This is a genomic window from Falsiroseomonas oleicola (assembly GCF_019029495.1).
Lineage (GTDB): Bacteria > Pseudomonadota > Alphaproteobacteria > Acetobacterales > Acetobacteraceae > Falsiroseomonas > Falsiroseomonas oleicola.
On sequence record NZ_JAERQM010000010.1, the window covers coordinates 139,453 to 162,248 of the forward strand.

General features: G+C 70.6%; 19 protein-coding genes and 1 tRNA gene. 6 read left to right on the forward strand and 14 right to left on the reverse strand.

The features are described 5' to 3' along the window. From metG to JJQ90_RS24820, 7 genes are read right to left on the reverse strand one after another with little or no spacing between them, the layout of a single operon-like run. Positions 1–1,530 (reverse strand): methionine--tRNA ligase, encoded by a 1,530-nt coding sequence (gene metG / locus JJQ90_RS24790; RefSeq protein ID WP_216878973.1) that lies wholly within the window; start codon positions 1,528–1,530, stop codon positions 1–3. Between the two features lie 35 nt (positions 1,531–1,565). Continuing rightward, a complete protein-coding gene (locus tag JJQ90_RS24795; RefSeq protein ID WP_216878974.1) occupies positions 1,566–2,633 on the reverse strand; it encodes a DNA polymerase III subunit delta' in 1,068 nt (355 codons plus the stop codon). Continuing rightward, positions 2,630–3,253: a dTMP kinase gene (tmk, locus tag JJQ90_RS24800; RefSeq protein WP_216878975.1), complete on the reverse strand. Its 624-nt coding sequence runs from the start codon at positions 3,251–3,253 to the stop codon at positions 2,630–2,632. Before tmk ends, JJQ90_RS24795 begins: the two co-directional genes overlap by 4 nt. A 13-nt stretch (positions 3,254–3,266) precedes the next feature. Beyond that, the gene (locus JJQ90_RS24805; RefSeq protein ID WP_230410961.1) at positions 3,267–4,472 is read right to left on the reverse strand and encodes a D-alanyl-D-alanine carboxypeptidase family protein; all 1,206 of its coding nucleotides are present in this window, start codon (positions 4,470–4,472) and stop codon (positions 3,267–3,269) included. Positions 4,473–4,501: 29 nt separating this feature from the next. Next, positions 4,502–5,437, reverse strand: coding sequence for a septal ring lytic transglycosylase RlpA family protein (locus JJQ90_RS24810; RefSeq protein WP_230410962.1), 936 nt, complete (start codon positions 5,435–5,437; stop codon positions 4,502–4,504). Further along, on the reverse strand, positions 5,437–6,399 hold the full coding sequence (locus tag JJQ90_RS24815; RefSeq protein WP_216878976.1) for a lytic murein transglycosylase: 963 nt from the start codon (positions 6,397–6,399) through the stop codon (positions 5,437–5,439). The genes JJQ90_RS24810 and JJQ90_RS24815 overlap by 1 nt, the downstream gene beginning before the upstream one ends. A gap of 57 nt (positions 6,400–6,456) precedes the next feature. After that, positions 6,457–7,911 carry an amidohydrolase family protein gene (locus JJQ90_RS24820; RefSeq protein WP_216878977.1) on the reverse strand — a complete coding sequence of 485 codons (1,455 nt, stop codon included), beginning with the start codon at positions 7,909–7,911 and terminating at the stop codon, positions 6,457–6,459. A gap of 201 nt (positions 7,912–8,112) precedes the next feature. Between JJQ90_RS24820 and JJQ90_RS24825 the strand changes: the two genes are divergently transcribed. Continuing rightward, entirely contained in the window at positions 8,113–8,439 is a 327-nt protein-coding gene (locus JJQ90_RS24825) for a hypothetical protein (protein WP_216878978.1), read from the forward strand. 17 nt (positions 8,440–8,456) lie between these two features. Further along, on the forward strand, positions 8,457–9,365 hold the full coding sequence (locus tag JJQ90_RS24830) for a LysR family transcriptional regulator (protein WP_216878979.1): 909 nt from the start codon (positions 8,457–8,459) through the stop codon (positions 9,363–9,365). Here the strand turns inward: JJQ90_RS24830 and JJQ90_RS24835 are convergent. The 7 genes from JJQ90_RS24835 to JJQ90_RS24865 all read right to left on the reverse strand — a co-directional run bounded on the left by JJQ90_RS24835 (position 9,349) and on the right by JJQ90_RS24865 (position 19,197). After that, the gene (locus JJQ90_RS24835; RefSeq protein WP_216878980.1) at positions 9,349–10,407 is read right to left on the reverse strand and encodes a lipid A deacylase LpxR family protein; all 1,059 of its coding nucleotides are present in this window, start codon (positions 10,405–10,407) and stop codon (positions 9,349–9,351) included. The two genes, JJQ90_RS24830 and JJQ90_RS24835, sit on opposite strands and share 17 nt — an antisense overlap. A gap of 90 nt (positions 10,408–10,497) precedes the next feature. Further along, complete coding sequence (locus JJQ90_RS24840) at positions 10,498–13,539, reverse strand: methyltransferase domain-containing protein (RefSeq protein ID WP_216878981.1); 3,042 nt, start codon at positions 13,537–13,539, stop codon at positions 10,498–10,500. Continuing rightward, the gene (locus tag JJQ90_RS24845) at positions 13,536–14,525 is read right to left on the reverse strand and encodes an FkbM family methyltransferase (protein WP_216878982.1); all 990 of its coding nucleotides are present in this window, start codon (positions 14,523–14,525) and stop codon (positions 13,536–13,538) included. The genes JJQ90_RS24840 and JJQ90_RS24845 overlap by 4 nt, the downstream gene beginning before the upstream one ends. Further along, positions 14,522–15,748: a hypothetical protein gene (locus JJQ90_RS24850; protein ID WP_216878983.1), complete on the reverse strand. Its 1,227-nt coding sequence runs from the start codon at positions 15,746–15,748 to the stop codon at positions 14,522–14,524. The genes JJQ90_RS24845 and JJQ90_RS24850 overlap by 4 nt, the downstream gene beginning before the upstream one ends. Further along, positions 15,741–16,409 (reverse strand): ABC transporter ATP-binding protein, encoded by a 669-nt coding sequence (locus JJQ90_RS24855; RefSeq protein ID WP_216878984.1) that lies wholly within the window; start codon positions 16,407–16,409, stop codon positions 15,741–15,743. The genes JJQ90_RS24850 and JJQ90_RS24855 overlap by 8 nt, the downstream gene beginning before the upstream one ends. Further along, the gene (locus JJQ90_RS24860) at positions 16,409–18,076 is read right to left on the reverse strand and encodes an ABC transporter permease (RefSeq protein ID WP_216878985.1); all 1,668 of its coding nucleotides are present in this window, start codon (positions 18,074–18,076) and stop codon (positions 16,409–16,411) included. Before JJQ90_RS24860 ends, JJQ90_RS24855 begins: the two co-directional genes overlap by 1 nt. 17 nt (positions 18,077–18,093) lie before the next feature. After that, positions 18,094–19,197: a glycosyltransferase family protein gene (locus JJQ90_RS24865; RefSeq protein ID WP_216878986.1), complete on the reverse strand. Its 1,104-nt coding sequence runs from the start codon at positions 19,195–19,197 to the stop codon at positions 18,094–18,096. Between the two features lie 18 nt (positions 19,198–19,215). Between JJQ90_RS24865 and JJQ90_RS24870 the strand changes: the two genes are divergently transcribed. The 4 genes from JJQ90_RS24870 (at position 19,216) to JJQ90_RS24885 (ending at position 22,505) form a co-directional block, all read left to right on the forward strand. After that, positions 19,216–19,542, forward strand: a complete 327-nt coding sequence (locus JJQ90_RS24870) for a hypothetical protein (RefSeq protein ID WP_216878987.1) — start codon at positions 19,216–19,218, stop codon at positions 19,540–19,542. Between the two features lie 123 nt (positions 19,543–19,665). After that, the gene (locus tag JJQ90_RS27575; protein WP_216878988.1) at positions 19,666–21,036 is read left to right on the forward strand and encodes a glycosyltransferase family 4 protein; all 1,371 of its coding nucleotides are present in this window, start codon (positions 19,666–19,668) and stop codon (positions 21,034–21,036) included. Next, positions 21,014–21,103: transfer RNA gene (locus JJQ90_RS24880), tRNA-Ser, on the forward strand. Before JJQ90_RS27575 ends, JJQ90_RS24880 begins: the two co-directional genes overlap by 23 nt. Before the next feature lie 175 nt (positions 21,104–21,278). After that, a complete protein-coding gene (locus JJQ90_RS24885) occupies positions 21,279–22,505 on the forward strand; it encodes a tyrosine-type recombinase/integrase (protein WP_216878989.1) in 1,227 nt (408 codons plus the stop codon). The last annotated feature ends 291 nt before the right edge of the window (positions 22,506–22,796 follow it).

Below are 22,796 nucleotides of genomic sequence, written 5' to 3' on the forward strand. Positions count from 1 at the left end.
TCAGGCGGCCGCCTCGATCTTGCGGAACAGCGGCTCCGGCGGCGGCAGGGCCAGGCCCGCGGGCAGCGGCGTCGCCAGGGCATCGAGCCCCCTCGCCACCTCCGGCACGCCCAGCTGGTCCAGCAGCTTCGCCATGGTCCCGGGCATGAAGGGCTGCAGCACGGTCGCGAAGGCGCGCAGCGCATCATGCAGGTGGCGCAGCACGGCGAGGCCGCGCGCCGGGTCGGTCTTCTTCAGTGCCCAGGGGGCGGCCACCGTGATGTAGCCATTGGCGTCGCGCACCGCGGCCATGATGGCCTCCAGCGCCAGGTGGAATTCCTGGCGATCCAGATGCGCGCCCACCACGCCGGGCAGCGCCGCCACCTGGGCGGCGAGCGCGGCATCGGCCTCGGTCGGCGCCGTGGCCTCCGGCAGCTGCGCCTCCGCGTTGCGCTGGATCAGCGAGAGGGTGCGGTTCGCCAGGTTGCCCAGCGCATTGGCCAGCTCGCCATTCAGCCGGTTGACCAAAGCGGTTTTCGAAAAATCGCCATCCTGGCCGAAGGGCACTTCGCGCAGCAGGAAGTAGCGCAGCGGGTCCAGGCCGAATTCCTCGACCAGCGCCACCGGATCGATGACGTTGCCGAGGCTCTTGGAAATCTTCTGGCCCTCATTGGTCCACCAGCCATGCGCGAAGACGCGCTGCGGCGCCGGCAGGCCCGCCGCCAGCAGGAAGGCCGGCCAGTAGATGGCGTGGAACCGCAGAATGTCCTTGCCGACGAAATGCACCTCGGCCGGCCACAGCTTCCAGTTCGGCGCGGCCTCGTCCGGATAGCCGAGCGCCGTGATGTAGTTGGTCAGCGCATCGATCCAGACATACATCACATGGCTGTCGTCGCCCGGCACCTTCACCCCCCAGGTGAAGGAGGTGCGGGAGATCGACAGGTCCGAAAGCCCCGACTTCACGAAGGCCACAACCTCGTTCCGCCGGCTGGCCGGCAGGATGAAGTCAGGGTTCGCGTCGTAATAGGCCAGCAGCCGATCCTGCCAGGCCGAGAGGCGGAAGAAGTAGGACGGCTCCTTCACCCATTCCACCGGTGCGCCGGAGGGCGCGTACTTTGCGCCATCGCGCTCCACCAGCTCATCCGGCCCGTAGAAGGCCTCGTCGCGCACCGCGTACCAGCCCTCATAGGCGCCGAGATAGATCTCGCCCTTCTCGACGAGCTTCGTCCACAGCGCCTGGCAGGCGCGCTTGTGGCGTTCCTCCGTCGTGCGGATGAAGTCGTCGTTGGAGAAGCCCATGGTGGCGGTGAGGTCACGGAAGCTCTGGCTGACCTTGTCGGTGAAGGCCTGCGGGTCCATCCCGGCATCCTGCGCCGCCTTCTCCACCTTCTGGCCGTGCTCATCCGTGCCGGTCAGGAAGAACACCTCGCGCCCCTGCAGCCGCCGCCAGCGCGCCAGCACATCCGCCGCCAGGGTCGAATAGGCGTGACCGACATGCGGCTTGTCGTTGACATAATAGATGGGCGTCGTGATGTAGGAGTTTGAGGTCACGGCATTTGTATCCGGTTTCACGGTCAGCCCGCGCCTCAGCGCCGGGGCGGCGCAAGCCAGAGGAGCGCGGTCAGGACCGCCTGCTTGCGGTCCAGGCTGAGCACATCCGTCTCGGCTGCGAGTTGCCCCAGCCTATCCCACAGGGTGGACCAGTCGGCAAGCGGACGGTCCCCTAGCCATTCCGGCCGCGCCTCGCCCCGCGCGGCCTGGCGCACGCCGGCGGAAATCGCCCGCCGCAACAGGGCGATGAAGGTGGCGAAGCCGCTGCCATCGCGCTTCGCCGCCACCGCATCGGCCAAGGCATGCCAGCCGCGCCGGTCGCCCGGATCGGCCAGCGCCCGGTCCACCAGGGCCTGCATGGCCAGCCCCTCCCCCTCCGCCAAAGCCACCGCCTGGCCCGCCGAGCCTTCCGCGATCCGACCCAGCGTCGCGCGTTCCGTGGTGGAAAGCTGCGGCAGCAGGCGCATCAGCAGCGGGTCGAGCTCGCCGATATCCAGCGGCGACAGGTCCAGCCGGCGGACACGGCTGCGGATGGTGGGCAGCAGCCGGTCGGGCGCCGCCGTGGTCAGCAGCAGCACGGCGCGCGGCGGCGGTTCCTCCAGCGTCTTCAGCAGGGCATTGGCCGCCTCGGGCCGCATCAGCTCGGCGCCATCCACCAGGACGAAGCGCCAGCCGCCCTCGGCGGGGGTCATGGCCAGGAAGCGGATGGCATCGCGGGAATCCTCCACCCGGATCACCTGCTTCACCCCGCCCTTCTCGCCGGTATTCGGCCGCAGCGCGCGCAGATCGGCATGGGCGCCGGCGGCGATGCGGCGGAAGGTGGTGTGGCCGGGGTCGAGATGCAGCGGCGTCGCAGCCTCCGGCAACGCGCCCTCCGCGCCACCGGCCAGCAGCCAGCGGCCGAAGCGGTAGCCGAGCGTCGCCTTGCCGATGCCGGGTGGCCCGGCGAGCATCCAGGCATGTGGCAGGCGGCCGGACAGCGCGGCCTTCTGGAGGGTCTCCGCCGCGCCGCGATGGCCGAACAGGTCGGGCATCGCGCGGACGGGAAGGTCCGGATCCTCCTCGAAGGTCTGTTCCTTGATGGCGCGAGGTGCGCGGCTCATGGCAGGCGGGTGTCGAGCAGGGCGGCGATGTCGCGCGCCACCGCCCCGGCATCCGGCGTCGCATCGACCACCGCGCAGCGTGCCGGCTCGGCGGCGGCGATGGCCAGGAAGGCGTCGCGGATGCGCTGGTGAAAGGCCGTGTCGAGCCTTTCATAGCGATCCGCCGCCACGCCGCGCTGGCGCGCCCGGGCCATGCCGGTCGCCACCGGCAGATCCAGCACAAGGGTCAGGTCCGGCATCCGGCCTTCCAGCGCGATGGCCGCCAGGGAGTCGATGGCGGCGCCATCCACCCCCTGCCCCGCCCCCTGATAGGCCCGCGTGCTGTCGACGAAGCGGTCGGAGATCACCCACATGCCGGCCGCCAAAGCCGGGCGGATGGTGCTGACCAGATGGTCGCGCCGGGCGGCGAAGACCAGCAGCGCCTCCGCCAGCGGGTCCAGCCCGGACCCGCCCAGCAACAGCCGGCGCATGGCCTCCGCCCCCGGCGCGCCACCAGGCTCCCGCGTCAGCAGCACCGGCAGGCCGCGCCGGGCCAGATGCGTGGCGAGACAGCGCGCCTGCGTCGATTTACCGGCGCCCTCACCACCCTCCAGGGTGATGAAGCGGCCCGGCCCCTGCATGGCCAAGGCCCGTTCAGCCGCCGAACCAGCGTCCGACCACGGCCGGGATGCGCGGCAGCAGGCCCAGCCGGTCCACATCGGCGCCCGCGATCAGCGGCACATTCATCTCCGGCACGCCCTGCCCGCCGATCAGCAGCGTGCCGATGCCCTGGCCCTTGCTGACCGGCGCCGGCACCGGCGCGTCGTAGCGCACCCGCACTTCCAGGTTGCGGCGCCATTGCCGCGGCAGGGTCAGCACCAGGTCACGGCCGGCGACCAGGGGCACGGTGGCGCGGTCGCCGAGATAGACCGGCACCTCCTCCACCGTATCGGCGGCGCGGAACACCACCACATTCTCGAATTCGCGGAAGGCCCATTCGAACAGCCTTTCGCTTTCCTCCGCCCGGGCGCGCATGGAGGGCAGGCCGTTGACCACCAGGATCAGCCGCCGCCCGCCGCGGATGGCGGAAGCGGTCAGGCCGTAGCCCGCCTCATCCGTATGGCCGGTCTTCAACCCATCGGCGCCGGCGACGCGGCTGAGCGCCGGGTTCCGGTTCTCCTGGCTGATGTCGTTCCAGCGGAAGCTGCGCTCGTTGTAATAGCTGTAGTATTCCGGGAAATCATGGATGATCCGGCGCGCCAGATGCACCAGGTCGCGGCAGCTCATCCGGTGTTCCGGGTCGGGCCAGCCGGTGGCATTGCGGAAGGTGCTGTCGCGCAGGCCGATGCGGCGCGCGGTTTCGTTCATCAGCTCGGCGAATTGCGTTTCGGAACCGCTGATGCCCTCGGCCAGCACGATGCAGGCATCATTGCCCGACTGCACGATCACGCCGCGCGCCAGATTCTCCACGCTGATGGAGCTGCCGACCTCGACGAACATCTTGCTGCCACCCATGCGCCAGGCGCGCTCGCTGACCGGCAATTGCTGGTCCAGCCGCAGCCGGCCGTTCTTCAGCAATTCAAAGACCACATACATGGTCATCAGCTTGGACATGGAGGAGGGCGGCATGCGGTCATCCGCCGCCTTTTCCAGCAGGATGGCGCCGGTGTCGTAATCCACGATCATGGCGTGCCGCGCGGTGGTATCGAGCGGCCCCAGCGGTGTCGTCGCCGGGCTGGTCGGCGGTGGGGCGGGGCGCGGCGCGCGCGCGGCCGGCGCCTGGCGCTGGGCCTGGCTTTCGCTGGCCACCAGCCCGGTGGCGAGGCCTGCGGCGGCCCCCATCATGTCCCGGCGGCGCATCGGCAGCCTCCTTCCTGTCCGACTCGGGATCACTCTACCCGAATCCGCGCTTCGGATACGCCGGCACGCAGGGTCCCCTCAAGCGCCCTGTCCGCCTCCGCCACGCTATTGAACGGGCCAAGCCGCACCCGGTAGCTCGGCTGCGCGCCCCGCCCTCCCCCGCCCAGCACCTCCACCCGCGCCCGCAGCCCGGCCAGGCGCGCCGCCTGCCGGTTCGCCATGTCGCGGCGGGAGAAGGTGGCGAGGTCCACCCAGAGCAACCCGGGCCGCGCCGCGACGCGGGTCACACGCTCCGGCAGGCGCAGCGGCGGCGTGGCGCTGGTGCTGGCGGCGGTGGCCCCGCCGGCCCGGCCGGCGCCGGGCAATTGCCGCGCCTCCCGCAGCCGGCTCGCCTGGGTGGCGCCAGGCGGCGGCGCCAGGGTCTCGCGTTCCACCGATCCGAGTGGCGCGGCGCTGATGGCGAGTTCCTGCACCTCCTGGCTCGGCAGGCCGGCCGCCAGGGCACGGGAGGCCTCGCCCACCACCTCGATCCGCACCTGGGCTGTGCCGCCCGGCCGCAGCCCGATCAACTCCGCCGCGCGGCGCGACAGGGCGACGACGCGGCCGGGCTGGGCCGGGCCACGATCATTCACCCGCACCTCGATCTGGAGGCCGGTTTCCAGATTGGTCACGGCCAGCACTGCCGGCATCTGCAGGGTACGATGCGCGGCGGAGAGGATGGCCGGGTCGTGGACCTCGCCATTGCTGGTGCGCCGGCCGGCGCGGCTGTCGGTGGCGACGACCGCAAGGCCGGTCTCCACCAGGGCGAAATCCTCGCGCGGATAGGACCAGAGCCCGCCGAGTTGATAGGCCTCGCCCAGCATGTAGCGCGGCTGCGCCACGGGTGCTGCCGGACGCCGCGCGCAGCCGACCGCCAGCACCGCCATGGCCAGCGCGACCCCCAGGCCAGCACGGCGGCCAAGCATCAGGCGACGCGGTCCGACAGCATCCCGACCGCCAGGGCGTAGAAATTGGAGGGGTTGTAGCGGCGGATCACATTGAAATTGTGATAGACGGCGAAGGCCTGCCCGCTCGGCCCCGGGATCAGGATGGCCGCCGGCATGTCGAGCGCCGGCAGTTCGATCCCATCCGGCCGGCGCACGCCCATCCGCACCCATTCGCGCAGCGGGCGCATATTGTCGCGTCGCGCCTGGCTCGGGTCGAAGCCGGCGGGCAGCACCACCTCCCGCCCCCAAAGCTCATCGCCGCGCCAGCCGGAGCGGGACAGGTAGTTGCCGATGGAGCCCAGCGCATCGGCGCGGTTGTCCCAGATGTCGCGCCGGCCATCGCCATCCATGTCCACCGCGAGCCGGTCGAAATTGCTCGGCATGAACTGCGGATGACCCATGGCGCCGGCCCAGCTTCCGCGCATGCGATCGGGCGCGACATGGCCGGCATCGAGGATCTTCAACGCGGCCATCAGCTCATTGCGGAAATAGCTGGCGCGGCGGCCATCCCAGGCCAAGGTGGCCAGCGATTGGATGACGTTCATGTTGCCCATGAAGCCGCCGTAATTCGTCTCCAGCCCCCAGATCGCGGTGACAATGCGCGGGGAGACGCTGAAGCGGCTCTGCACCTCCTCCAGCGTCGCGCGGTTGTCGGCGAAGGCGCGGCGGCCGGCATCGATGCGCTGCTGCGACAGGCGGGCGTCGCGGTATTGTTCCCAGGTCTGGGTGAATTCCGGCTGCCGCCGGTCCAGCTCCAGCACCCGGTCATTGGGGCGGAGGCCGGCCAGCGCCCGATTGAGCGTATTCTGCGACACGCCCGCGCGGCGCGCATCGCCGCGCACCCCTTCCAGGAAACTGTCAAAATCCTGGCTGGCCGCCAGGGCCTGCGTGGCCAGCAGGCTGGCGGTGGCGGAGAGGAGGAGACGCCGGGTGGGAATCATCGGCGCTGGATGCCACAGCCGGGGGCATCGGGGCAACGCACGGATGCGCCAGATACCTCAGCGCGCCGCCGCCGCCATCTCCTCCGCCCGCGCCTGGAGCCGGGTGAACAGCGCCGCGGCGCCGGCATCCACCAGCCGGCCATCCCGCTTGCGGAAGCGGCCATCGACGATGACGGTCTCGATCTCCCCCGGCCCGGCCTGCAACAGCACCAGCCCGGCCGGATCGCTGCGCGGTGCGGTCAGCGGGCTGTCGGCGCGGACCAGCAGGATATCGGCGCGCTTGCCGGGCGTCAGGCTGCCGGTGACACGGTCGAGCCCGAGGCCCCGGGCGCCGCCGATGGTGGCGAATTCCAGCATCTGCCGGGCGGTGACCGGCGGCGTCGCCGGCACCCCCTGCCCGGCCGCCAGCGCCGCCACATTGATCCGGTGCAGCTCCGCCGCCATGGCGACCCGCAATTGCGGCAGCAGGCCGCCGCCGACCATGGAGGGGATGTCGGTGCCGACCGAGACCTTCATGCCCGCTGCCGCCGCCTGGAACATCGCCGGATGGCCATGGCCCATGCGCATCTCCACCTCCGGCGTCGAGCACAGCATCACGCCCTTGTCGGCGGCCAGCCTATATTCATCGGCCTCATGCGTGTTGGAGTGGACGATCTGGAGGCGCTCGTTCAGCAGTCCCTCCGCATCGAGCTGCGCCAGCAGCCGGGTCTTGCGATTGGGGTAGATGGCGGCGCCGGTATGGATGGCGATCGGCACGCCGAGTTCCGCGAGGCGCTTCATATCGGCCAGCGCCGGGGCGAGCGGCGTGAAGTCCGGCCCCTGCAGGCAGGTCCAGATCCGCACCAGCCCCTCCGCCCGCCGTGCCAGCAGGCCGCGGGCATGGGCGATCATGCGGCCGTGAATGGCCGCCGCGTCGCCGCCCTGGGGGATCGGCGGCGCGGTATAGGCCAGCACGGCGCGGATGCCGGCGGCATCCAGCCCCGCCAGCGCCGCATCGGCATGGTCGGGCGACATCGTCTCCCGCGACCAGTCCATCACCGTGGTGACGCCGGCGGCGATCTGTTCCAGCGCGCCGGCCTGGTCGGCGAGCTGCACATCGGCCGGCGTCATGCGGTTGGAATGGCGCAGCACGATGGTCTGGAAATAGCCGCCGAAGGAATGCTCGGTGGAGAGGCCGCGCTGCATCGACTGGGCCAGGTGGATATGGCCGTTGACCATGCCGGGCATGGCGATACGGCCGGCGGCCTCGATCACCTCCGCACCCTCCGGCGCCGGGATGCTGGGCGCCACGGCGCGGATGGCGCCACGCTCGATCAGGATATCGCCGCTGGGCAGATCACCGATGGCGGGGTCCATGGACAGGATCAGCGCGCCGCGCAGCAGGATCGGCCGCGCCGGGTTGGTCGCCGGGGCCTGGGCCTGCGCGGACAGGGCCGCCGCCATGCCGGTAGCCGCGCCGGCAGCGATCAGCGCGCGCCGGCCGAGGCCCGCGCCTTCGGGCATCTTGTTCATGATTGAGGGTCCGTTTCTTCCCGCCGCGCCCGTCAGGGGTCCCGGCGTGGCCAAGATGCCTGCAATCGATTGCGAAGACAAGAGCGAAGGCAAGAGGCACCGTCGCAAGACCCCGGATTCGCAACGGGCCTTTGCAGCCCTGGCCGTCGCGGGCGCCGCGCGGCGCCGCCATCCTCGGCGCAGGACAGAGCTGGATTGCCGATGCGATACCCCGAATGGCTGGTGCTGCTTTCCGCAGCGGATGGCGCCGCCTGGCGCGACCAGGCCGAGGCCCTGCGCCGTGCCGGCCATTTCGCGCTCGATGCCACGGCGGTGGAGGCATCCCTGGCTGCCGGCGGGGCCGCCGCCGCACGGCTGCTGCGGGCCTGCGACGCCGCCGTGCTGCCCCGCCCCGCCCCGGCGCTGGAAGCCGCCTTCCGGGCCCGGAGCCGCCCGGTCTATGCTGAACCCGAGCAGCTTCGCATGGCCACGCGATCCGGCGGCCTGTTGGCGCCGCCCTGGTACGCGCTGCGCGGGCTGGATCGGTAGGAGCGTTCCGGGCGGGCATGCGCGATTTCTCCTGGGACGATGCCAAGATCTTCGCGGCGGTGGTCGAGGCCGGGGGCTGGCGCCGTGCGGCGCAGCGCCTCGGCCTGTCCACCGCCACCGCCAGCCGCCGGGTCGAGGCCTTCGAGGCCTGGGCCGGCGAGCCGCTTCTGGAACGCCGCGCCGACGGGCTGCGCCTCACCGAACGCGGCGAGCGTGTGATGGCCGCCCTCCGCCAGATGGGCGAGGCCGCCGACAGCATCCGCCGCGCCACCATGACGCGGGAGGCGGAGGTGGTGCGCATCACCGCCACCGCCTCCATGGGGCTGGTGCTGGTGGAGCACATGGCCGCGCTGGCGGCGGCGACGCCCGGTGTGGTGATCTCCCTGCTGCCGTCCCGCAGCATCCTCAGCCTGGCGCGGCGGGAGGCGGAGATCGCCATCCGCATGCGCACCCCGCCGGAGGAGGGCCGGCTGGTGATGCGCCGGCTGGCGACGGTGCGGGTCGCGCTCTACGCCGCGCCGTCCCTGGTGCCGGACCCTGCGCGCGTCGACCTGGCGACGCTGCCCTATCTCGGCCTTGCCCGGCCCGCCCAGCAGTCCCGCACCGTGGCGGCGCTGGAGGCGCTGGTCGGCCCGCGCCCGCCGGTCGCCGTGCTGGATGACACGCCGATCCGCCTGCGGGCCTGCATCCAGGGGCTGGGCATGGCGCTGCTGCCCTGCCTGCCGGCCGAGGCCAGCGGCCGGCTGGTCCGCATCGCCAGCATACCGCCTGCGCTGGATGAGGATGCCTGGCTGTTGATGCACGAGGACCTGGCCCGGCTGCCGGCAGTGCGCGCGGTGGCGGAGGCCGTGGCGCAACTATTCCAGCGGCAGAGGCAGGCACTGCTGGGGGAATCGCTTCCCCCGCCTGTCAGAACCGGGCGGTGAAGCCGACCGAGCCGAAGCTCGCCAGCCCGCCGCGCTGACCGTAGAATTCCTCCGTCCGCCAGACATGGCTGTAGGCGAGGCGCAGGCCGCGCCAATGCACCACCAGGCCGGCCGTGGCATCCGCCACCAGGGGTCGCTTGTCCACCGAGGGCCCGCCATCGCGCCAGGTATTGCCATCCAGGAAGATGTCGCGCGCGATGGCGCGGCCCTGGCCACCGATGAAGCCGTACCAGCCGAATTCCTCGCGCGGCTGGAAGAAGGCGGAACCCACCAGCCCCGGGCGGATGCGCGGCGCGCCGTAATCCGCCTCCAGCCCCTGGCCGATCCGGAAGGTCACGCCGGCGCCGGCATAGGTCGAGACATTGCCCAGGGCCACGGTATAGGAAGGCAGCATGTCGGCCTGCAGGCCGCCGAGTTCCAGCGGCGCGGTGCGGACGGTGCGCTCGAACACCAGGTTCAGCGCCAGCTCGTCCCGCAACTGGCTGTCCCAGCCCTTGGTGGTATCGACGCGGATCGCCTCATGCACCGTGTTCTGCACGAACTCGCCGAGCGCCGCCGGCCCGACCACGCCGGCCTGGAGTTCCAGCGTGTTCAGCGAGAATCCGGTATCCCGCTGCAGCACGAGCGACGCGTAGAGATGCCCCGCATAGGGCCGGTCCCGGGGGTCCGGGTTGCGCCGCTGCGTGTCCTCCGGCGTGTAGATCGCCTGCGACAGGCCGGCGCCCCAGCGGACCTGGCCCGGGCCGAGCAGCCGGGTGGCCTGCTCGTTCAGCCAGCGCAGCGGGCCGGGCAGTTCGGCGGAGGGCGACCGCCAGGCGAGCTGCAGGCCGCTGGTGTAGTTGCTGTCGGTGCCACCCAGCGTGTCGTTCTCGTAGTTGAAGGTCCAACTGCCATAGGGGTCGGGCGCCGGCGGGGTCACATCCCCCACCGTCGGCGTCAGCGCCTCCCCGATCCGGGGAACAAGACCCTGGGGTTCCAGACCCTGGCCGAAGCTGGGAGTCGCGGCGAGAAGGACAGTCAGCAGGATCGGGGCTTTGCGCATGGCGCGGGTCTATCCGTTGCGGGTGGCGCAAGCAAACGCCGCCACCCGCGGCCGGGACGCAACAGCTTCGGTCACATCCACGTCACCGGATCACAGCATGCCCATCGTCTTCGGATCGCCCGTGGTGGCGGCCACCGTCACCCAGTCATGCCCGCCGACGAAATGCCCGACCTGGCGCTGGTTGATGCCATAGACGGCGAAACCCGCCGCCTCCGCCATCGCCGCGAAGCCGCGCGCATTGAAGGCCCAGATATGCTGCTCCGCCGGGAAAATCCCCTGCGCTTCCGCCAGGGGCGATCCGACGACCAGCATGCCCGGCTCCATCGCCCGGTAGTCGCGCAGCACCGCCACGGGGTCCGGGCAATGCTCCAGCACCTCGAAGGCGGTGATGAGATGGATGCGCCGCCCCTGGGCCAGGCTGCGCGCCTCCGCCACGTCGCCGATCTCGTAGCGGCAATGGGCATGGCCCAGATTGCCGGCGACGATCCGCGCCGCTTCGATCGCCGGGGCGTTGAAGTCGAAGCCCAGGAAGGCGCAGCGACCGGCGATATTGGCCGGCGGCACCACGGCATTCATGATGACGCCATAGGAACAGCCGGCATCGACCCAGAGGATCTCCTCCCCCGGGAAGCGATCCCCCAGCAGGCGCAGCGCGATCTCGATCTCCCGCGCCGCCTGGTTCAGGCGGGTCAAATGGTCCAGCCCGCCGCGCAGCAGGTCGAGCCGGGTGATGAGGTCCGGCGCATGCGGCTGGCTGGCCATGGCCACCGCCTCCGACTTGTAGAAGTCGATATATTCGCCGAAGGGCTTGGCCGGCTTGGGATAGAGCGGCGGCCGCGGCAGCCCCGGGCGCAGCGCCAGGGCGAGCTGCCCCGTGGCATTGCCCGACAGGTTGAAGCGCTGCCAGCCCGCCAGGATCGCGGTGATGCGGAAGGCGCATTCCTGCGCCACCAGGGTGGTGTGCCAGCAGGCCTGCGGATCCGCGGCGGCGACCATCTGGTCCAGCAATTGCCGCAGCCGCTCGACCAGCGCCGGCTCCACCAGCGTGACCGGGCTGCCCGCCGTGCCGAGCACGGCGAGCCCCCGCTCGCGCAGCGTGGCGGCCGTGGGCGGTGGTGGCGGCGTTTCCAGCATCAGCGTCGCCAGCAGGTCGCGGGTGCTGGCGCTGCCGGCATTCACCGCCGCCATGCCCCGCAGCGTCGCATCGAGCTGTTGCAGCGGATAGGACGGGCCGAACTCGCCGCGCAGCGTCGCGAGCTTTTCCGGCGTGGTCGCCGCGATGCGTTCCAGCGTCAGCAGGAAGGCCTCCACCCGCGCCTGCCCACCCTCGCGCCGCATGGCGGAGAGATTGGCCACCAGCACGCCATTGGTGCAGCCGACGATATGCAGGAAGGGCGCCAGCAGCGGGCTCGCCACCAATTCCCGCAGCCGGAAATCCTCGGCGCAGGGCAGCAGCAGCACGGATTCCTCGAAGCGCTCGCTCAGCGCGGCGATGGGGGCGCCACGCGCGGCGATCTCGAACAGCGTCACCACCACGGCGAGCCGCCCGGCCGGCGCCGGCAGGGCCAGCGGCGTGCCGCGCTCCACCGCGCCGAGAAAGGTCTTCAAAGCCGCCGCCCAGACATGGTCGGGCTGCACCAGTTCCAGCAGGCCACGCAGCAGCGGCATGTCAAGCGCCATCTGCCGTTCGGCCACCGGCACCTCGGCCTCCGGCCCCTGATGCGGCACGAGGTCCATCACCTGCGCCGGCGTGGCATCCGACCAGGGGGCGCCGGGCCAGAACAGGGCGCCCAGCGTCGCCGGTCCGGCGGCTGTGTCCGCCGGGGCGGAGAGGATGATCTCACCGATGGCGACGCCCTTCTGGCGCGTATCGTCGATATTCGGGTCGATGTCGTGATGCGACCGGGTGAAGGGCACCTCCAGCACCAGGTCGCGTCGCCCGTCACCCGCATCCGGCAGGTCGAAGCTGGCCAGCAGGACCGGCTGCGGCCGGTTGTGGTCAACCCGGTGCGGCGCCATCGGCGGCACGCCATCCAGCGTCAGCGCCAGGCCGTCCACCATCGCCCAGTCCAGCACCGAGACCAGCCGGATGGCGAGGTCGACACGACGAATCTGTGGCGCGCGCAGGCGGATGCTGGCGCGGCGGCCGGGGCCGGTCCAGCGGGACAGCGTCTCCCCCGCCCCTTCCCGCACATGCCAGCCCTGCCCGTCCAGCGCCTGGTCCATGCCGAAGCGCATGCGCGCGCCTTCCAGCAGCGTCGCCGTCATGGCGGGATCGGGCAGGAAGTAGCGGCGCTGGTCCCGCGGCAGGGGCGGTGTCTCCGCCCTGCCCTGCGCATCCTCCCACAGCACCTGGTCGACGCGGGTGAGTTCGGCGATCAGCGCCTCCGTCTCCGGCGCCAGCACCGGTGCTTCGCCAGGGGCGACGTTCAGCGGCCGCACGCTGTCCGGCGGCGACCAGCCATAGGCCTCGGTGATACGGGCCAGCGTCTCATCCACCGTATCGGTCGTGCCGACCACGTCGATGCCGGCCAGCCGTACGCGGGCGGTGGCCAGCAGCGTCTCATCGTCCATCAGTTCGGAGGTGCTGAAGCCGCAGAGCATGCGTGCCTGCATGTTGCGGAAATGGCGCTGGGAGAAGGGAATCCGGGCCGCCAGGAAATCGTCCAGCGACATGTGGCGCGCGGCGAGGAAGGCCTCCCGTTGCTCGGGCGAGAGGTCGACCATGTTGGAATCGACGACGCGGCGCCAATGGCGGTACTGGCTGATCAGGCGCGCGCGCGGCTCGCGCAGCACGGTCACGATGAACAGCCGTTCGCCCTTCGGCAGGCCGGCGCTGATCGCATCCAGCTTGTCGTGGTCGAGATGGCTGCCGATGCCCAGCGCGCGATAGGCCGGCGCGCTCTGGCCCAGCATCGGGTTGGCCCCGCCTGCGGCGAGGTCCATGCTCGGCGTGCTGGCAATGTCCTCCTGCGCGAAATGCTGCGCCAGAGCGGCGCCGAAGGCGGTGCCGGCGGTCTTCGGGATGTGCAGGAAGGCCAGCCGCATGCCCGCCGCCCAGCCGGGACGCCGCGTGGGGGCCGTGGCGGGGATGTCACCCGGCCTGTGCAGCGCCGTCAGGGGGACGTTCATCGGAAGGGATCCTCCTCGGCCTTGAGCCAGACGTAATCGCCATGCGGCGCCATCTGCGTCATCGTCTCATGGCTCAGCGGCGGCGAGACATGGATGCCGCCATCGGCCGCCACCATCGGCTGCACCATCCGCACCCGGTAGCCGAGGCCGGCCAGCATGCCCCAGACCGTGTCGAAGGCGGCGCGTGGCACGGGACCGGCCTTCGCATAATGCCCCGCCGACCATTCGGTGATCAGCCGCAGCCGGGGCGAGGCATGGATCGTGTTCATCGCGCCCAGCAGGGCCAGCGCCTCCGACCCCTCGATGTCCAGATGCAGCAGGTCGAGCTTCGGCAGGGCAAGATGCGCCATCACCGTGTCGATGGTGGTGGTCTGGGTTGTGAAGGGCACCATCAGCCCCATGCCCTTCACCCAGCGCCCGGCCGCATCCATCAGCTTCGGCACGCTGCCCGCCGACCACAGTGCCTGGTCGAGACCCGCATGATCCCCCGCCGCCTCCGCCACCGGGCTGGAGATGCCGCGCGGTGCGCCGCCGCCGAGATATTGCGGGTCGAAATGGAATTCCAGCGCTTCCCCCGGCACCTCCGCCAGGGCTCGGGCGATGATGTCGGTGTTGTCGATGCTGCCGTTCCAGTAGAGCGACTTCATCAGGAAGGGCAGGATATGCGGATTGGGCTCGACGCCGATGACGCGGCCCTCCGGCCCGACCAGCCTGCCGCCGAGGCAGACGAAATAGCCGAAATTGGCACCGGCATTGAGGTAGGTGTCGCCGGGTCGCAGCAGTTCCTGCACCAGCCGCGTGGTCCAGGCCTCGTGCACCCCATCGCGTGTCACACCGATGGCGACGTCCATGTTGAAGGCGGGCACCACCATGAAGCCGCCCCAGGCGGCCTCGACCAGCAATTCCCCCGGACCCAGCGGCAGCACCCGCCGCGGCGCCGCCTGCACGGCCGGCCGCGCGGCATTGCGGTCATCCAGATTGCTCATGCGAGATGTTCCCTGAGAGCGCGGAGCGCGATGAGCCCGACGAACCAGGCCAGAAGCGCAACGGCGAAGACGGTGGCGATATTGGTGAGCCGCGCCGGGTAGATGGCCGCTTCCGGCGCCACCGGCCGGACCACGGGGGCGAGGAAGACCTGTTGGCGCGAGGCCTCCGCGCGGCTGCGTTCCAGCGCGCTCATCGCCGCCTCATAGGCACGCTGGGCGAAGATCGCCTCCGCCTCCAGCGCCTCGAAGCCGCCGATGCTCTGGCTGAGCGCGCCGCCGCCGGCATCGGCCGCGGTCAGCCGCGCCTGCACCTCCGCCACCTGGGCCTCCGTCGCGCGGAGATTGCCGAGAAGCTGCATCACCGGTGTCGCGCTGTCGCTCATCACGCTGCGCAGATTGGCGAGTTGCGCGCGCATGGCGATGACCTCCGACTGCAGCCGCACCAGATGCTCGGACAGCGCCTGGGCGTTGCGGCGCGGATCGACCACCTGGCGGTTTTCCCGGAAGGCCTGGACGGCGATGCGGGCGGCGGCGAAGCGGCGCTCAGCCTGGGCCACATCGCGCTCGGCGGCGGAGAGCAGTTCCGCCCGGCTGCGTGCCGACATGTCGTTGACCAGCGCCTCCGACGCCTTTTCCACCGCCTGGGCCAGGGCGAAGGAATCCGCGGCGCTGAAGGCGCGGACCTCCACCGTCACGATGCCGCTGGCGCGGTCGAAATAGGGGCGGACCTGCCGCCGCCAGGCGCGCAGCGCGGTCTCGATCGGGGCCGCCGGGTCGAGCCAGGACAGCGGATCGGCCTCCGCCCGCCCGAGGATGCCGCGCACATCGGCATGCTGCGCCACGGCCAGGATGGCGGCGCGGCTTTGCAGGTGCTGCACCACCGCATAGGCATCCGTATTGCCGGCCGCCGCACCCGCCAGCATGCCGGCGGGCAGCGCCGCGCGGGCAGGGTCGGCCGGGCGTACGGCGAAGCGGATATCCACGGCGAACTGGTCGGCCGCCCAGCGTGCCTGCCAGCCGGCGAAGGCCAGCGTCGGCAGAACCACGAGCAGCAGGAAGCCGAGCAGCGGCCCCGGCGCGCGCTTCTGGCGCTGCGGCCCCGGCCGCGCACTGGGCGGCGGCGGCGCCTGCCGCGTCGCATCCTCGCGCCCCCGCAGCAGGTCGCGCAGCGTTCTTGGCCGTGCCTCGGGCTGTGTCCCGGGCCGCGTCTCGGTCTCAAGCATCGGCGACCCCCATCATTTCGGCATAGCGGTCCAGCGCCTCGTCCACCGTGTCGAAGGCGATCAGCGCGCCATCGGACAGGATGGCGCAGCAGTCACAGAGGCTGCGGATGGTCTGGCTGTTGTGGGACACCAGGATCAGCGAGGCATGGCGCAGCCGGTCGCGGAAGGCGGCGACGGAGCGGGCGCGGAAACGCGCATCGCCAACCTCGGTGATCTCGTCGACGAGATAGACGTCGAAGTCGATGGCGAGCGAGGCGCCGAAGGCGAACTTCGCCATCATGCCGGAGGAATAATGCTCCAGCGGCGCGTCCATCTCGACCGTCAGCTCGGTGAATTCGATGACGGAGCGCACCATCGCCGCGGCGTCCAGGCCATAGATGCGGGCGAGGAACTGCAGATTCTCCCGCCCGCTGAGCTGCGGATGGAAGGTGCCGGAAAAACCCATGGGGAAGGAGACCCGGCCATGGCGGTGGATGCGCCCGGCATCCGGCGGCTCCGTCCCCGCGATCAGCCGCAGCAGGGTGGACTTGCCGGCGCCATTCGGCCCCAGCACGCCCACCTTCAGCCCGGCCGGAAAGGCCATGGTCGCATCGCGCAGGATCGCCCGCCGGCCGCCATCGGCGGTGCGATAGGATTTGCTGACGCCGTCCAGGATCACCATCAGGCGGGCCGTCGCATCTGGCGCGCCGTCGCGGCGAACAGCGCGGTGCCGGCAATCAGGCTGCCGATGGTCCATTGCAGCAGGTAGGACACATCGAGGAAGGGGCTCTCATAGCCGCCGTAATAGGCCTGCCGCATCCATTCGGTGACATGCACCAGCGGGTTCAGCAGGATGAGGCTTCGGATATCCTCCGGCATGTCGAGCGGGTGGTAGAAGACGCCGCAGGTGAAGTACTGCAGTCGCAGGAAGCTTGGCCACAGCTTGTCCCAGGCCGAGCTGTAGCTGGACAGCACCATGTTCACGCAGGCGATGCCGAAGGCCAGCAGGAACAGCACCAGGTAGCAGGCGATCATGGAGGCCGGATCGGTGGGCAGGTGGCCGACGCCGAAGGCGATCAGCAGCGCGAAGGTCAGCGCCGCGATCACCAGGTCGGTCACCGCCGAGAGCACGGATTTCGCCGCCAGCACGTCGAACAGCCCGACGGCCGGCACCAGCAGCAGCGACCGGTTGGTCGCCGGCAGATCCATCGCGCGCTCCGTCAGATGCGCGAAGAACAGGAAGGACAGCACGCCGGTCATGTAGAAGGTCAGCATGCTGTCGCCGATCGGCGGCCGGCTGTCATGGCCGAGGAACAGGAACACGGCGCTCAGCAGCAGCACATGCGACAGCGGCTCGAACAAGGCCCAGGCGTAGCCGAGGCGGCTGGAGCTGAACATCGTCCGCGTCTCCCGCAGCATCAGCGCATCGATGATGCGCGCGCGGCAGGCAATGGCGCGGCCCAGCGGCGGCGGCGGCGGCGGTTGCAGATCGGCCGGCACCCTGGCCCAGCCGGGCTGCGGCGCGGCGCGGAAGGCCGGCTCCGGCTGCGGCACCTGCGGCAACTGGATCAACGGCCGCTCCGCGGCTTGGGCCATGGGCCGCTCCGCCGCGTGGGCCGTGCGGATCTGCTCCGCATGGGGCCGGTGCAGGCCGGAAAGGCGGGCGGCGCGGTTGGCGGCGCTGATCGCCTCCGCCGTCTCTCCCAGTTCCAGCAGGCCGGAGGATGCCAGGCGCCAGCCCTGATGGGACTCGGCGGAGGCGCCGATGGCACGACCCGCGGCCAGCAGCGCTGGTCCGGGCTGGCCGGCGCGCAGCAGCAGCCCGGCCAGATGTTCCAGCAATTCCGGCTGCTGCGGCGCGGCTTCCGCCGCGATCCGCGCGGCCTCCAGCGCCTGCGCCTCCCGCCCCAGAAGCATCCAGGTGCCGGACAAGGCGCGGGCGACCATGGCGCTGCTGGCGCCCCCCTGCCAGGCGGGCAGCAGCAGCGCCTCCGCCAGGCGGTGTCGTCCCGCGACCAGGACAAGGGAGGCGAAATGCACCCGCGGCACCTCCGCCGCCGGATCCTGGGCCGCGCCGAGCAGGGCGGCGATCAGGTCCGGCCCGGTGCCGCCAGGGGCCAGGCCCAGCTCGCCCAATGCTGCCGCCAATCCGGCGCGGTCGAGCGCCGGCGCCGTCAGCAGCGTCGGCAGCGTGGCGCGTTGGTCGAGCAGCAGGCAGGCGACCAGCGCCTTCGCCACCGGCGGGTCGCGCCAGCGTTCGAACAAGGCGGCGGCCTGCGCCGGCAGGCCGGCCTCGATGGCCGCCGCGATCGCCGCCAGCTGGGAGGGTTGCCGGGCATTCTGCTCCATGGCCGATCCTCGCCCCGCTAGCCGAGGATCGCGGCGGGCTGGAGCGAAGTTGCCTGCGCATCGGGCGTGGCCGGCTCCGGCGCCACCATGCCCGGGGGCAGGCTGACCTTCAGGTAGAGCGCGGCATTGCTGCGCGTGTCATGGGTCTGCGGCCGGCCCGAGGGCGGCGGCGGCCCCGCCTCGATCCGGCGGGCAAGTTCGGCAAAATTGCCGATATCGAAGAATTCCACGCGCTCCGGATGGTAGCGGGCGAATTGCAGGAAGGCGCGGGTGCGGGAGGCGATGACCCGGCAGCCCATATCCACCGCCATCGCGATGGGGCCGCTGCTGGATTGCCCGACCTCCAGATAGGGCAGCACCACGGTGTCACACAGCGCCATCGCGGTCATGAACTGCGAATCGTCCAGCACACCCATGAAGTGCAGCCGGTCGTGCAAATCCTGCGGGTGCCGTGCCAGCAGTTCCCGCGCCGAGGCGTCCAGCGCCAGGCTGGCGGCGCCGCCCTCGCGCAATTCGTCGATCACCGTCTGGCCGATTCGCCCCTTCGCCAGCAGCTTCCCGATATAGGCGTCGCGGGGCTGATGCCGGGCGATCGCCTGGGGGTGGACGCCGCCGAAGATCAGCAGGTGATGATCCGGCGGCAGGTAGCGCAACGCCTCCACCGCCGTCTCGAAGCCCTTATAGGGCGAAAGGAAGCCGAAGGTGCCGACCAGCCTGACCCCGGGCGGCAGGCGCTTCAGGATCGGAAAGGCATCCGGCGTGGCCGCGGCGCGGATGGCGGCGGCATCCTCCGGCGGTACGAAGGCCAGCGGATGGTGATGCACATCCGCCAGCCGATGCACATCCCGCAGCAGCCGCATGTCACGTCGCGTATGGGTGATGACATGCACCGGCTTTCGTCGTTGCAACTGCCTCAGATACGAATAGATGCTGTTGGCGAGCGTCCAGGCGCGCAGGTTCTCGGCCAGCACGGCGGCGGCGCCCAGCAGCCGTAGCCGGCCAGCCCGGCCGAGGACCTCTCCATAGGGGATCACCACCTCGTCCAGGATCGTGTGGAAGGTGACGGAGAGTGCCGGGGCGGCGCGCGCCAGTCGCCGGAACCTTCGCAGGATTTGCGGCACCGTCCGCCCGAGAGTCCCATGCTCAAGCTGAATATTGACGCTGTCGAATTCCGCGAGATGTGTCGCTATTTCCTTGATGTGGGCATCCGCCAGCCGCTGGACCCGAGGATGCGGGCTGCGAAGAAGATACTGGTCGAGATCGAAAACCCGGACATCCATGCTGCCCTGCAACTGGCGTTCCAGGGCCCGGGTGTATCCGGCGATTCCGCAGAGCTCATCATAGGTGCTGATGATGGCGACCCGCGGGCGCCGCTGCATCAGATGGCCCGCCGGCCGGGCTTTCGATCCGATATGCACAGCCGCCGCGTTCCTGTTTGCCTTTGTTCAGCAACTCAGGGTAGATGAATACACCTTTGCGTCAACGTAGTGCAAGAGTGCGGATGGACCTCATGCCAGATCCAAATCATTCGAGAATGAATCAAAAATGATAACAAATTCTCTTCTGGATTGGCCCGAGGGATCTTTCCCGTGAGCGCCCCCGCCTTCCGCCTGCTGGACTCGCCGCCCGCCCCGCCCACACGCACCACCGCCCCAACCGCCGTCCGCTATTCTTGCGGTACCGGCACGAATCCGCCCATCTGGCTCGATCTGTCGCGACTGCTCTGGCGCGTTTTCCGCGGGACCCTGACCGGCGTGGACCGGGTCGAACTGGCCTATGCCGAAAATCTGCTGGCCCTGGCGGGCGACCGCCTGCGCTTCCTCGCCTTCGACTATCGCGGCGGATTCGGCCTGCTGCCGCATCAAAGCACCGCCGCCCTGATCCGCGCCGTGGGTCCGGCCTGGGAGGCGGGCACCCTGCCCCGCCTGGCGCCCCGGGCGCTGGCACTGTTCGCGGGCAGCCTGGCGAACTGGCAACGCATGCCCAGCCTGCCTGCCGGGGCGCATGCGCCCTTCTATCTCAATGTCTCCCACCATCCCCTGGCGCATACGAGATCCATCGGCGGCCTGCTGCGCCGGACCGGCGCGCGGCTGGTGCCGCTGGTGCACGACCTGATCCCGCTCGACTGGCCGGAATATGTCGCCGCCTCGGAAACCGCCCGGCACCACCGGCGGATGCGGACCATCGCCCATCACGCCAGTGGCGTCATCGCCAATTCCGCCGCCACCGCCACCGCCTTGCGGCCATTGCTGCCACCCGGCCTGCCATTGCTGGCAGCCCCGCTCGGCGTGGCGCCGCGCCGCGCCGCGGCCCTGCCCGTGGCGATCGGCGACGCGCCCTTCTTCCTGTGTCTCGGCACCATCGAGCCGCGCAAGAACCACCTGATGCTGTTGCATCTCTGGCGCCGCCTCGCCGACCGGCCCGGGCCGGTGCCGAAGCTCGTCATCGTCGGCAATCGCGGCTGGGACAATGAGCAGGTGCTCGACCTGCTGGACCGCTGCGCCCGGCTGCGCCCCCATCTGCTGGAACTCGGCCGGGTTTCGGATGGGGTGGTGGCCGGGTTGATGGACCACGCCCGCGCCCTGCTGATGCCTTCCTTTGCCGAGGGCTTCGGCCTGCCGGTGGCGGAAGCGCTGGCCCGCGGCACGCCCGTGCTGTGCAGCGACATCGCCGCGCACCGGGAATTGGCCGGGCCGGTCGCTGACTATCTCGACCCGCTGGACCTGCCAGCCTGGCAGCAGGCGGTGGAGGACTACGCTTTGCCCATGTCAGCCCGGCGTGGCGCCCAGATTCACCGCCTGGCGGGGTGGGAGGCACCGAACTGGCCCGCCCATATCGACGCGGTGCTCGGCTTCCTCGACGACATGGCGCGCGGCATCGTCCCTGCCGGTGATTTCGCCCCGGCGGATCCTGCGCTATTCTGGAAACCGCCTCCGGGGATGGGTGGCCGAGTGGTTTAAGGCAGCGGTCTTGAAAACCGCCGTGGGTTCACGCCCACCGTGGGTTCGAATCCCACCCCATCCGCCAAACAATTTTCCTATCCTGTCCGTCCCTCGGGGAAACTTCCTAGGAACCTTGCCTAAACGAGCGGCCGCGTCCTATTTTTGCCAGCAGTGTTTCCGATCCGTTCCCACGCAATCCCGCGCTAAGGCGGGCAACGCACCGGGCCACGGATTCGGAAAACCGGGCAACGGGGGATGGCATGCTGACGGACCGGGAAATCCGCGCGCTCAAGCCGAAGGACAAGCCCTACAAGGTTCGGGACGGCGCCGGCCTGGTGCTCCAGGTCATGCCATCCGGCAGTAGGCTCTGGCACTACCGGTACGAGATCGCCGGCCGTGAGAAGAAGCTCTCGATCGGCCAGTACCCGGAGATCTCCCTCGTGGAGGCGCGCCGGGCCCGTGAGGCGGCGCGGGAGCTGCTGCGGGCGGGCAAGGACCCCAGTGTCGAGAAGCGGGTGCAAAAGCTGGCAGCACGGGTTGCGCTCGGCACCACCTTCGAGGTCATTGCGCGCGCCTGGCACGAGGAACAGCGGCAGCGTTGGACGGCGACGCATGCCGCCGACGTACTCGGCAGCTTCGTGACCTCGGTCTTCCCTGCCCTGGGCCGCCTGCCCCTCAGCGAGATCACGCCGCCCATGGTGCTGGTGGTGCTGCGGGATGTGGAGCGGCGCGGCGCGATCGAGACGGCGCATCGGATTCGGCAGCGCATGAGCGCGGTGTTCCAGCATGCGGTGGCGCATGGCTGGGCGGCTTCGGATCCCGCAGTATCGGTGCAGCGCTTGCTGAAGCCGGTGGTTCGCGGCCGGCAGCCGGCGATCACGGATATCGACCGCCTGCGGCAGATGCTGCGCGATGCGGACAAGATGCCCGCGCAGCCGGTGACCAAGCTGGCGCTGCGCTTCCTGGCGCTGACCGTGGTGCGTCCGGGGCAGGAGCTGCTCGGTGCCCGCCTGCCGGAGATTGAGGACCTGGACGGCCCTGCCCCGGTCTGGCGGGTGCCGGCGTCCCGCATGAAGGTGAAGACGGGCGACCATGTGGTGCCGCTGGCGCCGCAGGCGGTGGATGTGGTGCGGGCGCTGATTCGCTTCATCGGCCCCTCCGGCATCCTGTTCCCCAGCGCGCGGACAACGCGCAGGGCCATCAGCAACAATGCGATCGGCTACCTGCTGAACCGGGCCGGCTATCACGGGCAGCATGTGCCGCATGGGTGGCGGGCGGCCTTCTCCTCCGTGATGAATGAGCGGCATCGGCTCGACCGTGCGGTGATCGACCTGATGCTGGCGCATGTGCCGAAGGACAAGGTGGAGGCGGCGTATAACCGCGCGCGGCATCTGGAGCGGCGGCGGGAGCTGGCGGAAGAGTGGGCCGGGCTGCTGCTGGATGGGCTGCCTGGAGCTGCTGAGGTTGTGGAGGGGCCGCGGCGTTGAAACAGCCGCTGACTTGTAGCGGGCTAATCGCTGCGTCTTGGCGACTTCAAGCCCGGTAGCAGCGTGTCGATCCGGCTTACAAGCTGATCAATTTGCTGAACTTGGTCCCCCATTCCATGCTCGACCGCGATCTGGTGAGCGGCGGCTAGTTCAGCGAGGGCAAGCCTCGGCGCGCCTGCCAAGGCATAAGCATAGCCTAGCCCGCATAATTCATGAAGGCTGCTGGATGGCGCGGACGGGGGCGGCCGGCGCTGTAAGGGAGACGCGGTCGCGTTCGATCCCCTCCGGCGC